Annotated in this window: 10 protein-coding genes; 7 read left to right on the forward strand and 3 right to left on the reverse strand. The window is 40.0% G+C overall.

Annotated features, from left to right (window positions below):
- Positions 1–8: 8 nt before the first annotated feature.
- Positions 9–566, reverse strand: a complete 558-nt coding sequence (locus AB2B49_RS04415; RefSeq protein ID WP_320691948.1) for a TetR/AcrR family transcriptional regulator — start codon at positions 564–566, stop codon at positions 9–11.
- A gap of 562 nt (positions 567–1,128) precedes the next feature.
- On the opposite strand from AB2B49_RS04415, the gene AB2B49_RS04420 reads away from it, so the two are divergent.
- Positions 1,129–5,664 (forward strand): Cna B-type domain-containing protein, encoded by a 4,536-nt coding sequence (locus AB2B49_RS04420; protein ID WP_320691949.1) that lies wholly within the window; start codon positions 1,129–1,131, stop codon positions 5,662–5,664.
- A gap of 86 nt (positions 5,665–5,750) precedes the next feature.
- On the opposite strand, the gene AB2B49_RS04425 is transcribed toward AB2B49_RS04420, so the two are convergent.
- Complete coding sequence (locus AB2B49_RS04425; protein ID WP_049505579.1) at positions 5,751–6,287, reverse strand: biotin transporter BioY; 537 nt, start codon at positions 6,285–6,287, stop codon at positions 5,751–5,753.
- Between the two features lie 144 nt (positions 6,288–6,431).
- On the reverse strand, positions 6,432–7,778 hold the full coding sequence (gene gor, locus AB2B49_RS04430; protein ID WP_049505580.1) for a glutathione-disulfide reductase: 1,347 nt from the start codon (positions 7,776–7,778) through the stop codon (positions 6,432–6,434).
- Positions 7,779–8,044: 266 nt separating this feature from the next.
- Here gor and AB2B49_RS04435 point away from each other — a divergent pair, with 266 nt between their 5' ends.
- The 6 genes from AB2B49_RS04435 (at position 8,045) to AB2B49_RS04460 (ending at position 15,165) form a co-directional block, all read left to right on the forward strand.
- The gene (locus AB2B49_RS04435) at positions 8,045–9,229 is read left to right on the forward strand and encodes an efflux RND transporter periplasmic adaptor subunit (protein ID WP_049505581.1); all 1,185 of its coding nucleotides are present in this window, start codon (positions 8,045–8,047) and stop codon (positions 9,227–9,229) included.
- Positions 9,213–9,911 (forward strand): ABC transporter ATP-binding protein, encoded by a 699-nt coding sequence (locus tag AB2B49_RS04440; protein ID WP_049505582.1) that lies wholly within the window; start codon positions 9,213–9,215, stop codon positions 9,909–9,911. Before AB2B49_RS04435 ends, AB2B49_RS04440 begins: the two co-directional genes overlap by 17 nt.
- Positions 9,912–11,171, forward strand: coding sequence for an ABC transporter permease (locus AB2B49_RS04445; protein WP_049505583.1), 1,260 nt, complete (start codon positions 9,912–9,914; stop codon positions 11,169–11,171).
- 136 nt (positions 11,172–11,307) lie between these two features.
- Positions 11,308–13,305, forward strand: coding sequence for a methionine--tRNA ligase (gene metG / locus AB2B49_RS04450; protein WP_049505584.1), 1,998 nt, complete (start codon positions 11,308–11,310; stop codon positions 13,303–13,305).
- Positions 13,306–13,342: 37 nt separating this feature from the next.
- The gene (locus AB2B49_RS04455) at positions 13,343–14,455 is read left to right on the forward strand and encodes a ParA family protein (protein WP_000692021.1); all 1,113 of its coding nucleotides are present in this window, start codon (positions 13,343–13,345) and stop codon (positions 14,453–14,455) included.
- Entirely contained in the window at positions 14,455–15,165 is a 711-nt protein-coding gene (locus AB2B49_RS04460) for a GTP pyrophosphokinase (protein ID WP_000998629.1), read from the forward strand. The genes AB2B49_RS04455 and AB2B49_RS04460 overlap by 1 nt, the downstream gene beginning before the upstream one ends.
- The last annotated feature ends 420 nt before the right edge of the window (positions 15,166–15,585 follow it).

Below are 15,585 nucleotides of genomic sequence, written 5' to 3' on the forward strand. Positions count from 1 at the left end.
ATTCTTTTTTAGGACACAATATAGTCACAGAGAGAAGTCTTAGACAATTGAATGAAAGTCTCTCTATACTCTTCAGGTGGTATTGGATTATCTTTACGAATCCAGACTTCAATGAAAGAGATTGCCATGGTCGTAATGATATAAGCGATGTCCTCTTTATTAAAATTATATTTCAGTTGGTAATTGACATTCTTTAGTACCCACTCTGAGTATATTCCACGCAGAAATTCCTTCCAACATGGGTCGACTTGTGTGGTATACAAGGTGTTAATAACTTTCCTTTTTTCGTATATGAGAGGAAGTATATGGTCTGCTAAAAAGCTGATAGGATCTCCATCATTGCTAGAGCAGTACTTATTAAAGACGTTAAAAATGTGCTGATTGGTCTCTTCGTGAATGTATTCGATAATATCTTCAAAGTTGTTAAAATGCTTTTGATAAATCGCTTGTCGTGAAATACCAGCTTCAGCAGCAATTTCAGTCATTGTAAAGGAACTACGCTGAGGATTATCCTTAGCTAGTGTGATGAGTGAATTAATAATTAAGTCACGAGTATTCTTTGGCATGATTTCACCTTTCTATTTATAATTATTTACAGTTATTTTTGAATGAAGAAACATCAAAATGTTCAAGTTAATATAAATAATCAATGAACATAAAATTTTCTGAATCTTTTAGGTAGCTCTATTGTATCACAAATAATTTATAAAATATAGCTCTATCAGTGAAAATGCGTTTTCTGAAAATTCCTATTACATCAGTATTTTTAGACAATTCTCACAATAATGCCGTATTATTTGAGGTATAAAAATAATATATCTAAATAATTGACACCGTGTAAATAAATAACTTGATAAATTAAAGGATTTTCATAAAAATACTTGATGATATGTAGTATAATAGTTCTGGTAAATTTTTTGCTATATTTCCTCTCTGACCTAAGAGTAGTGATGCTCCTGCTAGAGATTGAATTATTTTTTTGAATAGTACAAAACGTGTAGATATTTCCTCAAGCACATGTTACAGATAGTTTATTATGTAGCAAATTATGCGATTGAAAGGGGTGTTGCCTATTGGAGCGAGATGACACGTTGTTCAATCAATTTCAATCATTTAGAAAGGAAAGTCATGAGATTTAAAAAATTGTGGCTCTATATTTTAACGCCACTCTTAGTTCTATTTGGTTCTGCTGCTTTGACAAATACTGTTCAAGCGCAAGAACTTAAAAATGTCATTACCAAAGTTGGTATTTGGGAGACTGATAACGGTAAATTTGTAACTCCAGATGCAAAAGGAGTTTACAATCTAGCACCTCAAAATCAATCTTACGAAAACTACAAGTTTGCTACTGATTTTGATTTGAGCGCTTACGATGGTATGTTGAATGATGGTGATACCTTTACATTCACTATTCCAGCTCCATTGTCTGTTCGTGCTGAAACCTTTGAACTCAAAGATAAAGAGACTGATACTGCTGTAGGTGATGCAACAGTTGTTTCTAATGGTGACAACCAAGGTGGTAAAGTTACCATTACTTTGAAAAACCTTGCTGAATACCTTAAGAAAAAAGGTGGTACAGAAGTTCGAGGTGTTTCTGGTACTTTCTATGTAGCTTTCAGCTCTAAGAAAGAAACAGAAGAAGAATCAATTCAACTTGATAAGACTGAAACAAAAGATGATGTCAACTTCAAGATGAAGTTCAAAAAAGGTGGAGAAATTGACTATTCTCAAGGTATTGGTAAAACAAACATTAGTAAAGTTAATGGTACTATCAATAAAGAAAAATGGGAATCAGCCCTCCTTGGAAAATCAGGAGATTATATCCACAAGTGGAATCTTCGTGTAAACCCTAAACAAGCTGAGTACAACAAGATTGTAGTTCGCGACTGGGTTGGCAAAGACTATTCACCAATGCAAATCATCCCTGAATCAATCGTGGTTACTGCTGGTTACTACAACAAAGTTTATGCTTTAGTTGATGACGTAACTCTTGAAGCAGGAAAAGACTACGAAATCAAGTGGAATGATTCTTACACTGAGTTCACTATTACCTTTAACAATGCTAAAGCAATTCGTGCTACAAACGGTAAAGCAGCAGCATTCCGTATCTTATATAACACAACAGCGCCAGCTGATGGAACAAAAGTTCAAAATAATGCTGAAATTACAGCTGATGACCAAGTTCTTCCAGTGAGCGACGATCGTACTGAAACTGTTACAAAAGTTATCGGTAACTCAACAGTTACATCAGGTGGTACTATCCAGCTGAAAACTGGTTACCGTATCACGCTGTACAAAGTAGATGAAAAATCACTTGACCGTCTTGCAGGAGCTAAATTTAAAATCACTCCTCCAGAGGGTGCAACTACCGCACAAGAAGAAACAGTAACAACAGACGCTAGTGGTGTTGCCCAGTCTGCAATCTACACTGATGAGGACGTTAAGAAGGGTGAATTCACCATTACTGAGATTGAAGCTCCTAAAGGTTACCAATTGGATTCTACGCCAATCAAAGTAACTGTTGGCCAAGAAGGTGTTATCAAAACAATCTCAAACAAACGCAACAGCACAAAAGCTCAAATCCAAGCAATTAAAAAATTGACTGGTCGAGCTATGAAAGCTGGTGAGTTTGAATTTGACTTGTTCGATGACAAGACAAATAAAGTTGTTGAAACAGTAACAAATGATGCGGAAGGAAATATCAACTTTGCTGAATTGACATTTGACAAAGCTGGTACCTACAACTACCACATCGTTGAGAAAAAAGCGAACACAACTGAAAAAGGTGTTACTTATGATGCCAACCCTGTTGGAGTTACAGTTACAGTAACAGCAGATGCTGATGGTAAATTGACTGCAGCTGTCGCTTACGAGAACGATGATAAGACTTTTGAAAATACATACGCTCCTAAGAAAACTTCAGCTCCTATTGAAGTGACAAAAGTTCTTACCGGTCGTACCTTGAAAGCTGATGAGTTTGAGTTTATCTTGAAGAATGACGCAGATGGTTCAGAAGTTCAAAAAGTGAAGAACACTGCTGATGGCAAAGTGGCATTCGCTCCAATCGAATACACTAAAGCTGGTACTTACAAATACACTATCGTTGAAACAAATGCTGGACAAACTATTGACGGTGTAACATACGATAGTCTCGAAGTGAAAGTCACAGTAGAAGTTACAGACGATGGTGAGGGAAAACTTTCTGCCAACGTAACTTATCCAGCTGACAAAGAATTCAATAACAGCTACGGAGCTTCAAAAACTCCAGCTACTCTTGCAGTTAAGAAGACACTTACTGGTCGTGAGTTGAACGCTGATGAGTTTGAATTTACTTTGACAGACCAAGATGGTAATGTGAAAGAAACTGTTAAGAATGACAAAGATGGAAACGTTAAGTTCTCAGCCTTGTCATTTGATAAAGTTGGAACTTTCACTTACAAGATTGCTGAAAAAGCGGGTACTGCTACAGGTATCAAGTACGATACTAAAACCATCACAGCTACAGTAACTGTAGCGGATAACGGTAAAGGTGTCCTTGAAGCAACCGTTGCTTACGACGGGGAAAAAGTATTCGAGAACACTTACACTCCAGCCGGAGCTACAAGTGTAACTCTTGGAGCTAAGAAAGTTCTTGAAGGTAAAGACCTTGAAGCTGGTAAATACAGCTTTGAACTGAAGAAAGAAGACGGAACTGTTGTTGAAACAGTGACAAACTCCGCTGATGGAACAGTGACCTTCTCACCAATCTCATATGATGAGAGCCAAGTGGGAACTCACAAGTACACCATTTCTGAAGTTGCTGGAACTGAAACAGGAATCACTTACGATAAGACCGTTCAAGAAGTTGAAGTAACTGTTGAGAAAGTAAGCGCAACTGAATTGAAAGCAACAGCTTCAAAAGAAGCGAACGATCTTGTATTTACAAACACTTACACTCCAGCGAAAACTGAAGTTCCTGTGAAGAAAGTATGGAAGGACGAGAACAACCAAGATGGTAAACGTCCATCTTCTGTCACAGTTAAATTGCTTGCGGATGGTCAAGATACTGGTAAGACACTTGAGCTTAACGCCGCAAACAACTGGGCTGGAAGCTTCACAAACCTTGATGCTGATAAAGGCGGCACACCTATTAAGTACACAGTAGTAGAAGTAACTGTTGCTGGTTACACTTCAGAAGTTACTGGTGACGCTGCATCAGGATTCACCATCACAAATAGTTATTCACCAGAAACAGTTGATGTAAAAGCAACTAAGAACTGGGATGACGCGAATAACCAAGACGGCAAACGTCCAACTAAGATTACAATCAATCTTTTAGCAGACGGTCAGAAAGTTGATTCGAAAGAAGTTCAAGCAGCCGCAGACGGAACTTGGACTGTCGAATTCACGAAATTAGCAAAATATAAAGCTGGTAAAGAAATCAAATACACTGTAACAGAAGAAGCCGTAGCAGAATACGAATCAACTATTACAGACTTTACCATCACAAACAAATATGCTCCAAAAGCAATCGACTACAAGGTAACAAAAGTATGGAACGATGCGAACAACCAAGACGGCAAACGTCCTGAGTCCGTAACGGTTCAACTTTATAAAAAAGTAGGAGATGCAGATCCAGTAGCTGTTGAAGGTAAGAAATTGACCTTGACAGCTAGGGATAAGACAGACGCTAACACTTGGGTAGCATCCTTCACAAATCTTCCACAATACGAAGCTGGTAAAGAAATCACTTACTCNGATGCAGATCCAGTAGCTGTTGAAGGTAAGAAATTGACCTTGACAGCTAGGGATAAGACAGACGCTAACACTTGGGTAGCATCCTTCACAAATCTTCCACAATACGAAGCTGGTAAAGAAATCACTTACTCTATCAAGGAAGTAGACGTACCGGCTGGTTATGAATCCTCTGTAACTGGTCAGGTCGTGACAAACACTCACACACCAGAAACAGTCGTTCTTTCAGGAACTAAGGTTTGGAAAGATAACAACAACCAAGACGGCAAACGTGCAGATAAAGTGAAAGTTCAAATTCTTAACGGCGACAAAGTTGTTCAAGAAATTGAAGTTTCAGAAGCAACTGGCTGGAAGTTCGAATCAAAAGCACTTCCTAAGTATGAAAATGGTAAAGAAATCAAGTACACTGTCAAAGAAGTAGCTGTGAAAGAATATACCTCAACAGTTACTACGGACAAAGATGGTAAGTACACAGTTACCAATACACATGCTCCAGAGAAAACATCTGTAAAAGGTCATAAGATCTGGAAAGATGAAGAGAACAAAGACGGTATCCGTCCAGCATCTATCACAGTGAAACTTCTTGCCGATGGTCAAGACACTGGTAAGACTGCGGTAGCCTCAGAAGCAACTGGTTGGACTTATGAGTTCACAGACCTTGATCGTTATAAAGACGGTCAAGCAATCGAATACTCTGTAGTAGAAGTTCCAGTTGAAGGTTATTCATCTAAAGTAGAAGGCTTCAATATCACAAATACACACACTCCAGAAAAACCAACACCAGGTAAACCAAATGAACCAGGAAAACCAGGTCCAAAACCTCAACTTCCTAACACTGGTGAAAAAGCATCTAGCGCAGCAGTAGTTGCAGGACTTGCTTTGATGGCAGTGACTGGTGGATTGTACTTTGTAAGCCGTAAAAATAAATAATCTCTATATTAGAGTTGATTTTCAGTTAGTTCTTAGGAAGTAATTGGAAAGGAAATAGTCCAGAACAATGGTTCTGGACTATTTTTTTATCTTGAAAAATATGGAAGGCTTTTCAATCGTTCGAGTAGGGGACGACTAATGAAACTAATGGCAATAATCTTACCAAGGTCAGGGAGGATAAAGGGAAGGACACCGACAGCGAGTGCCTTATCGAATGGCATCCCGGCAAGGAAGTGGAGGCTGAGAATACCTCCGACAAAGACGAGGGAGTCACCCAAGAGGTTGGCTAGGAAAATGCGAATGTAGCCACTGTTTTGATGGATGAGATAAGATGTAAGTCCAGCATAGACAAGGTCGAACCAAAGATAGCCTGCACTTGGGCCGACTAAAACGTGAAATCCAGCTCCTCCCCCTGCAAAAACAGGTAAACCAATGGCACCCAGCAAGAGATAGAGAGCTACAGATAGAACAGCTTCTCTGGGTCTAAAAACAGTAGCAATCAGACCGATTGCAAAGTTTTGCAAAGTGAAAGGTACAGGACCGATAGGGAGACTGATTTGTGCCAATACGGCGATGAGAGCAGCGCCGATAGCAGGGATAGCATAGATATGAGCTTTTTTCAAAACTGTTAACCTCTTTTCAAAATTATAGTAACTATTATACTAATTCAGAAACAAAAGTCAACCTATTTTTTAATTAAGGGTAACATTTTTTGTAACAGCCGATTTTACATGTAAAAAGAGACCTCTTCAGGTCTCTTGCGATAATTAGCGCATGGTCACAAATTCTTCAGAAGCAGTTGGGTGGATAGCTACTGTAGCGTCAAAGTCTGCCTTGGTCGCTCCCATCTTGATAGCGACTGCAAATCCTTGAATCATCTCATCCACTCCGTATCCTAGTCCGTGAAGACCAACAACTTTTTCATCAGCACCAGCGGTGATGAGTTTGAAGCGTGATTCTTGACGATGGTTTGTAACAGCAGAGTACATAGATGCAAAACTTGACTTGTAGACTTTGATGTTATCTTGGCCGTATTCTTTGATAGCTTGATCCTCGGTTAAACCAACCGTTCCGATTGCTGGGTGTGAGAAGACAACAGTAGGGATAGTCGTGTAGTCCATCTTGGCATTTGTTTTCCCGTTGAAGAGGCGTTCAGATAAGGTACGTCCTGCCTTGATGGCTACTGGGGTCAGTTCCTTCTCACCAGTAACATCTCCAAGAGCATAGATGCCATCTACAACTGTATTTTGATATTCATCCACTTGGATAAATCCACGTTGGTTGAGTGTGACGCCAGCCTTTTCTAACTCCAGACCGTCTACATTTGGACGGCGACCGGTAGCCCAGATTACTTTGCTGGCAGTGTGACTAGAACCGTCTTCGAAATGAATGGTAATACCTTGCTCCGTTTCTTCGAGCTTGACGGGTACCTTGTGTGTGTGTAAAGGTAGACCTGTTTTTTCCATTTCATTGACAAGTCCTTCAACTATGTAGCTGTCAAAACCACGCAAGGGACGATCGCGACGGACAAACAAATCCGTTTTTACTCCTAGCGCGTGGAGAACACCTGCTAATTCAACGGCGATATAACCAGCTCCAAGAATCGCAACGGATTCAGGAAGTTGCTCCCAAGCAAAGACATCGTCTGAGCTACCACCGAGTTCAGCTCCAGGAATAGTTGGGATGCTTGGACGAGCGCCAGTCGCAATCACGATATGCTTGGCACGAATCAATTCACCATTGACGCTAACGGTGTGGGAATCAACAAAATGAGCACGACCTTCAATCAAATCAACACCGTTGCGCTTGAAACTTCCATCATAAGACGAGCGGGCACGATCGATGTAGGCTTCACGATTTTGACGAAGTTTTGCGAAATCAAATTGCACATCTGAACTTGTAAAACCATAGTCAGGGCCGTAGTGGTGGAAGCTTTCAGCGATTTGCGCTCCATACCACATGATTTTTTTAGGAACACAGCCGACATTGACGCAGGTTCCACCTAATTTTTTCTCTTCGATAACAGCAGCTTTAGCACCGTGTTCGCCAGCGCGGTTCATAGTGGCAATGCCGCCGCTTCCTCCACCGATGGCTATGATATCATATTCTCTCATAAAAAACTCCTTATAGCTTTGATAGTCATATTCTATCGTTTTTATTTTTTGAATGCAAAAATCTGCTACGATAAAAAAATTATAAAAACGCTTGCCAAATTCAAAAAGATATTGTATTATATATCTAGCACAATAATCCAATAAACGAATACCGAACGAAATAATGATCCTGAATTGTCATTGTTTCCATCTGAACTGTCATTGTTTGGGCTTGGTGTTTCTGATATAATGGTTTTTGTAAGGCAAAAGATTAAAGGAGTTTAAATATGAAAAGAAATAAGAAGGCAAAAAAATGGCAATTATACACAGCGATTGGTGTTGCCAGTGCTATTGTTATCGGTGCTGCGGGGATTTTGATTTTTAGACAACCTTCCCAGTCAGCAATCAAGGAGGAAACCTCTCATATCGTTACTGCTAAGGAAGGTTCTGTTGCTTCATCGGTTCTCTTGTCAGGTACGGTTACAGCAAAAAATGAACAATACGTTTATTTTGATGCTAGTAAGGGAGATTTAGATGAAATTCTCGTTTCGGTTGGAGACAAGGTCGAAGAAGGGCAAGCTTTGGTCAAATACAGCAGTGCAGATGCTCAAGCTGCCTATGATGCAGCCGATCGTGCAGTTGCAAAGGCAGACCGTCATATTGAGGAGTTAAACAAAGCTCGTGAGAATGCATCAGCTGCACCAGCTTCTCCACAAGTTCCAGCAGAAGCTGGACTCCCAGAACAAGCGCAAGCAGCGACTTCTTCCGTATCCTCTATCGACTCTCAAATCAGTGATGCCAAGGATAACCGTGCAGATGCTGTTGCCCAACTCAACAAGGCTCAAGCTCAGCTAGATGCTGCAACAGTCCTCAGTACACTAGAAGGGACTGTAGTTGAAGTTAATCGTAATGTTTCCAAATCGCCAACAGGTAATAGCCAAGTGGTAGTACATGTCGTAAGTAATGAAAACTTGCAGGTCAAAGGGGAGTTGTCTGAATACAACCTTGCCAACCTCTCTGTAGGGCAAGAAGTTACCTTTACTTCTAAAGTGTATCAAGATAAGAGTTGGACTGGTAAGATTAGCTATATTTCTGATTATCCTAAAAACAATGGAGAAGCAGCAAATGCAGCCCTTGGAGGAAATACTGGCTCTAAGTACCCTTATACTGTTGATGTGACCAGCGATATCGGTGAGTTGAAACAAGGCTTCTCTGTCAGTGTGGAAGTCAAAAACAAGAGTAAAGCCATCCTTGTTCCTTTGGCAAGTGTTGTTACCGAAAATGACAAAAACTATGTCTGGCTCGTTGACGACCAGAAAAAAGCCAAGAAAGTGGAAGTTACTTTGGGGAATGCGGATGCAGACAACCAAGAAATTACTTCAGGTTTGACAGACGGAGCCAAGGTCATCAGTAATCCAACATCTTCCTTGGAAGAAGGAAAAGAGGTGAAGGCTGATGAAGAAACTAATTAGTCTCAAAAATATCTGTAGGAGTTATCGAAATGGTGACCAAGAACTGCAGGTCCTTAAAAATATCAATCTAGAAGTTCATGAAGGTGAGTTTGTTGCCATTATGGGACCTTCTGGTTCTGGTAAGTCTACGTTGATGAATACCATCGGAATGTTGGATACACCAACTAGTGGAGAGTACTATCTTGAAGGTCAAGAAGTGGCAGGTCTTGGAGAGAAACAATTGGCCAAGGTCCGCAACCAGCAAATCGGCTTTGTCTTTCAGCAGTTCTTTCTCTTGTCCAAGCTTAATGCTCTTCAAAATGTCGAATTGCCCTTGATTTACGCTGGTGTTTCGGCTTCAAAACGTCGGAAATTGGCTGAGGAATTTCTGGAAAAGGTTGAACTGACGGAGCGCAGTCATCATTTGCCTTCCGAGTTATCAGGTGGTCAAAAGCAACGTGTAGCGATTGCGCGTGCTTTGGTAAATAATCCTTCTATCATCCTAGCAGACGAACCCACAGGAGCCTTGGATACCAAGACAGGAAATCAAATCATGCAGCTGTTGGTGGAGTTAAACAAGGAAGGGAAAACCATTATCATGGTCACGCACGAGCCTGAGATTGCGGCCTATGCCAAACGCCAAATTGTCATTCGTGATGGGATCATCTCGTCCGACAGTGCCCTAGAAAAGGAGGAAAACTAGATGCAGAATCTGAAATTTGCCTTTTCATCCATCATGGCCCACAAGATGCGTTCCTTCCTCACCATGATTGGGATTATCATCGGAGTTTCGTCTGTCGTCGTCATCATGGCACTGGGAGACTCCATGTCTCGTCAGGTCAATAAAAACATGACCAAATCACAGAAGGATATCCATGTCTTTTTCTCCCCTATCAAAAGCAAGGACGGCTCCTTCACGCAGAAACAATCCGCTTTGACAGTCAGTGGGAAAGAAGAGGATGTTCATGTTGAACCACCAAAACCACTAGAATCCTGGGTCAAGGAGGCTGCTAAACTTAAAGGAGTAGACAGCTACTATGTCACCAACTCGACCAACGTCACCCTATCTTATAAGGATAAGAAAGTTGAACGAGCGACTCTGACAGGCGGAAATAGCACCTACATGAACGCAGTTGAAAATGAAATCGTTGCGGGTAGAAGTCTAAGACCGCAAGACTACAAGGAATTTGCCAGTGTGATTTTGCTGGACGAAGAACTAGCCAAGAGTTTGTTTGATAGTCCAGAAGCTGCGGTTAATCAAATCATCTCTGTTAATGAATTTAGTTACCGTGTGATTGGTGTTTATACTAGTAATGAAGCTAAAACTGCTAAATCCTTTGGGATTGGTGGTCTTCCAATTACGACCAATATTTCTCTCGCAGCCAATTTTAATACTGATGAAATCTCGAACATCGTCTTTCGTGTCAATGATACTAGTCTAACGCAGACCTTGGGACCAGAGTTGGCTCGAAAATTGACTGAGATTGCTGGTCTTCAGCAAGGGGAGTACCAAGTTGCGGATGCAACTGCCGCCTTCCAAGAGGTACAACAACTATTTGGTTTTATGACAACGATCATCAGTGCCATCGCAGGAATCTCTCTCTTTGTCGGGGGAACTGGTGTCATGAATATAATGCTGGTTTCGGTCACAGAACGCACGCGGGAGATTGGTCTACGAAAAGCTCTCGGAGCTACTCGGGCTAATATCTTGGTACAGTTTTTGATTGAATCCATGATCTTAACTTTGCTAGGTGGTGTCATCGGTCTTGGGATTGCTGCTGGAATGACCATGTTAGCTGGAGTATTGCTTCAAAACATGATTGCAGGTATCGAAGTTGGGGTTTCCCTCCCAATCGCTCTCTTTAGCTTGGCTGTGTCAGCCAGCGTTGGGATGATTTTTGGAGTCTTGCCAGCCAATAAAGCGTCTAAGCTTGATCCAATCGAAGCACTTCGTTATGAATAAGATATAGAACAGAAAAAAACAAGATGGACATTTATCTGTCTTGTTTTTGTATGGATTTTCCTATCGAAAATCACTAAAAATATGATATAATGAAGTGTTAGAAAATCAGGTTTCATTTGCCTGGAAAGGAAAAATTATGTCTGAAAAGAATTTTTATATTACAACACCGATTTACTATCCATCTGGTAAACTTCATATCGGTTCTGCCTACACAACCATCGCTTGTGATGTCCTAGCTCGCTACAAACGCCTTATGGGCTTCGATGTCTTTTATCTGACAGGTCTTGACGAGCATGGTCAGAAAATCCAGCAAAAAGCGGAAGAAGCTGGCATCACACCACAAGCCTATGTTGACGGCATGGCAGTTGGTGTCAAAGAACTCTGGAAATTACTAGATATCTCATACGATAAATTTATCCGTACAACTGATGACTATCATGAAAAAGTAGTGGCTCAGGTCTTTGAACGCTTGCTTGCTCAAGATGATATCTACTTGGGTGAATACTCTGGTTGGTATTCAGTTTCAGATGAGGAATTCTTTACAGAAAGTCAGCTTGCTGAAGTTTTTCGTGATGAAGCTGGAAATGTGACAGGCGGTATTGCTCCATCAGGTCACGAAGTGGAATGGGTTTCTGAAGAGTCTTACTTCCTTCGCCTCAGCAAATACCAAGATTGTTTGGTAGAATTTTTCAAATCGCACCCTGACTTCATCACTCCAGATGGTCGTCTTAATGAAATGTTGCGTAACTTCATCGAGCCAGGTTTGGAAGACTTAGCGGTTTCTCGTACAACCTTTACCTGGGGTGTGCCAGTCCCTTCCAATCCAAAACACGTTGTCTACGTTTGGATTGATGCCCTTCTTAACTATGCGACTGCTCTTGGTTACGGTCAAGAGGATCATGCTAACTATGATAAATTCTGGAATGGAACAGTCTTCCACATGGTCGGAAAAGACATTCTTCGTTTCCACTCCATCTACTGGCCAATCCTTCTCATGATGTTGGATATGAAATTGCCTGACCGCTTGATTGCCCACGGTTGGTTCGTCATGAAAGACGGCAAGATGTCTAAGTCTAAAGGGAATGTCGTTTACCCTGAAATGTTGGTAGAGCGTTATGGACTGGATCCACTTCGTTACTACCTCATGCGTAGCCTTCCAGTCGGTTCAGATGGAACCTTCACTCCAGAAGACTATGTCGGCCGTATCAACTATGAATTGGCCAATGACCTTGGAAACCTCCTTAACCGTACGGTTTCTATGATTAACAAGTATTTTGATGGGCAAATCCCTGCCTATGTAGAGGGTGTAACAGAGTTTGATAATGCTCTTGCTGAGGTTGCAGAACAATCAATCGCAGGCTACCATACACACATGGAAGCCGTTGATTACCCACGTGCCCTTGAAGCAGTCTGGACCCTTATCTCTCGCACTAACAAATACATCGATGAGACAGCCCCATGGGTCTTGGCTAAGGATGAAGAGCACCGTGACCAATTGGCAAGTGTCATGAGCCACTTGGCAGCCAGCCTTCGTGTCGTAGCTCACATGATTGAGCCATTTATGATGGGAACTAGTCGCGCTGTATTGGCACAACTTGGTCTAGCAGAAGTTTCTAGCCTAGAAAACTTGAGCTTGGCAGATTTCCCTGCAGGTGTGACTGTTGTTGCCAAAGGAACACCAATCTTCCCACGTCTCGACATGGAAGAAGAGATTGCCTATATCAAGGAACAAATGGAAGGCAACAAACCAGCCGTCGAAAAAGAATGGAATCCAGATGAAGTTGAACTCAAACTCAACAAGGATGAAATCAAGTTTGAAGACTTTGATAAGGTCGAGATCCGTGTCGCAGAAGTCAAAGAAGTGTCTAAAGTTGAAGGTTCTGACAAGTTGCTTCAATTCCGACTAGATGCTGGTGATGGTCAAGACCGTCAAATCCTCTCAGGAATTGCAAAATACTACCCAAACGAACAAGAATTGGTCGGCAAGAAAGTCCAAATCGTTGCCAACCTCAAACCACGCAAGATGATGAAAAAATATGTCAGTCAAGGAATGATCCTCTCAGCTGAACATGATGGCAAATTAACCCTTCTAACAGTTGATCCAGCTGTACCAAACGGAAGTGTGATTGGGTAAAAATCTAGAAAATATTCTATAAAAAAAGGAGTCGCTTATGAAAATTATTTCAGTGTTTAATAACAAAGGTGGAGTTGGCAAGTCTACCTTATCCTATCATCTGGGAAAAGCATTAGGAACTTTAAGTAAGAAAGTGCTTTTCGTTGATTTAGATCCCCAATGTAACTTAACAATAAATGCTATTAGGGAGTCAGAATTAGAGAAAATTTGGAGTGAAGAAGATGATTTTATCGATGATTATGAGGGGGCTCTTAACCGTGATGATAAAAAAATTACAGAACTTATGTCTAATCCAAGATCTATTCATTTTTTATTAAAACCTGTTGAAGACGGCTTGAATGATGTTGAGGAATTATCACCAGCGATTAATTTGTCTGAGAATGTTTATCTAGTTCCAGGTAGATTATCATTGCATAAATTTGAAAATAGGGTATCAGAAAGATGGAGTGGGTTGTATCAAAATGATAATTTAAGTATTAGAACAGTAACAAGTATCAGGAATATCTGTCAGAGATATGCTGAAAAATATGATATAGACTACGTGATTGTTGATACGTCACCCAGTTTAGGAATTTTAAATAAAACTATCATATCTACAGTTGATGGTTTCATTATTCCTGCTCAACCTGATATGTTTAGTTTATATGGTATAAGAAATATAGGAACTTCTTTAGAGTCTTGGGGACGAGAATTTGGTATAATTTACAGCCTAATTTCAAAAGATAAGCGTATTAAATTCCCTGATAAATCAGTGCAATTCTTGGGTTATACTCTGTATAATGCAAAAAAATATGATGGTAAAAATGAATATGGGTTAGCTGATGCACACTTTAGTTATGCTAAAAGGATCCCCAGTGTAATTGAAAGGTATATAAATTCTGATAATAAAATCAATTATAAAGAAATAAATAATCCTATTGCAAATAATGCTGTTGTACACTCGCATAATACATTTCCATCTGTTGCGCAGGCGTTAAAATGTGCAATGTGGGAGGTTCCAGACACATTTCAATCATTAAAGGATACGGAGTATCTTAAAGATCAAAATATAGAGACTTTTAATACAGGAAATAATAGCAAATATAAAGCAACTTTATCTGCTTATCAGACTTTTGCAAAAGATTTAATGGAGCGAATTGAGGTTTTATGATGAACGATTTAGATGCTAGAATCAATGAAATTGTAGAACACTATTCTAACGACAAGACTTTAAAATTTAAGCAAGAAATGATTATAGAAAATGTGCAGAAGTCGTTTGAAAAGAATCCTGCATTCAATGTAAACGGGCATAGTGTTATTCATTCTATCCGTTCTAGAATAAAAGATCCAGAGCATTTACGAGATAAATTGAAAAGAAAATCCTCATCGAATCGAGAGATTACAGTAGACAACTATTTAACAGAAATTACTGACCTTGTAGGTGTTCGAGTGTTATTTTTATTTCAAAATCAGTTTAAAATTATACATGAAGGGATTTTAGAATGGATTAAAAATAATGGATGGAAATTAGTAGAAGAGCCTAAAGCCTATACATGGGATCCTGAAATGGAGAAAATTTATGAGTCTATGAATATCAATCATGAGATGAAGGATAGTCACTACACTAGCGTTCATTATGTTATAAAACCTGATAATGACTATAATGATGTTTGTTGCGAAATACAAATTAGAACATTATTTGAAGAAGTTTGGGGAGAAATGGACCATACTATTAATTATCCTTACAAAACGGAAAGTGTTGCTTGTCAAGAACAACTTAAAGTCATGGCGAAACTAGTTAGTTCAGGAACTAGATTATGTGATTCAATATTTAGGAGCTATGAAGAGCATCAAAACACCCATACTCAAATAGGAGAATAAAAATAAGATTTGAATATTGAAGTCATTACGAAAGATGATTATGTGACTTTAGCAGGAGTCTGAAGAAACGGAGAAGGTATAGGGGAAATTATAACTGTAGATGGAGAAACGAACAGAAATGAGAGTATCTCACCAAATTCGATTTCCAATTCTAAGTTTTCAACACTCAACATTCGGTCAGGGAATTCGGTGCTATGATTGCTTTATTTAAAATTGGCTTTAGAAATCCGTATGGTGTTCAATCTGATAGTAGTAGACCGAGATTAGTTTTTGGGCAGAATATCGGAAATGTTTCTGCTGAACAATACTATTATAAACAGTAGGAAAAATCATAATCACCCGTCTAACGGGTGGTTTGCACCAGGGCTATAAGCCCAGATCATCAGCCAGCGCCTAAAGGCGCTGGCTTTCACGTTGTTC

This window comes from Streptococcus jiangnanensis (assembly GCF_040888325.1).
Lineage (GTDB): Bacteria > Bacillota > Bacilli > Lactobacillales > Streptococcaceae > Streptococcus > Streptococcus jiangnanensis.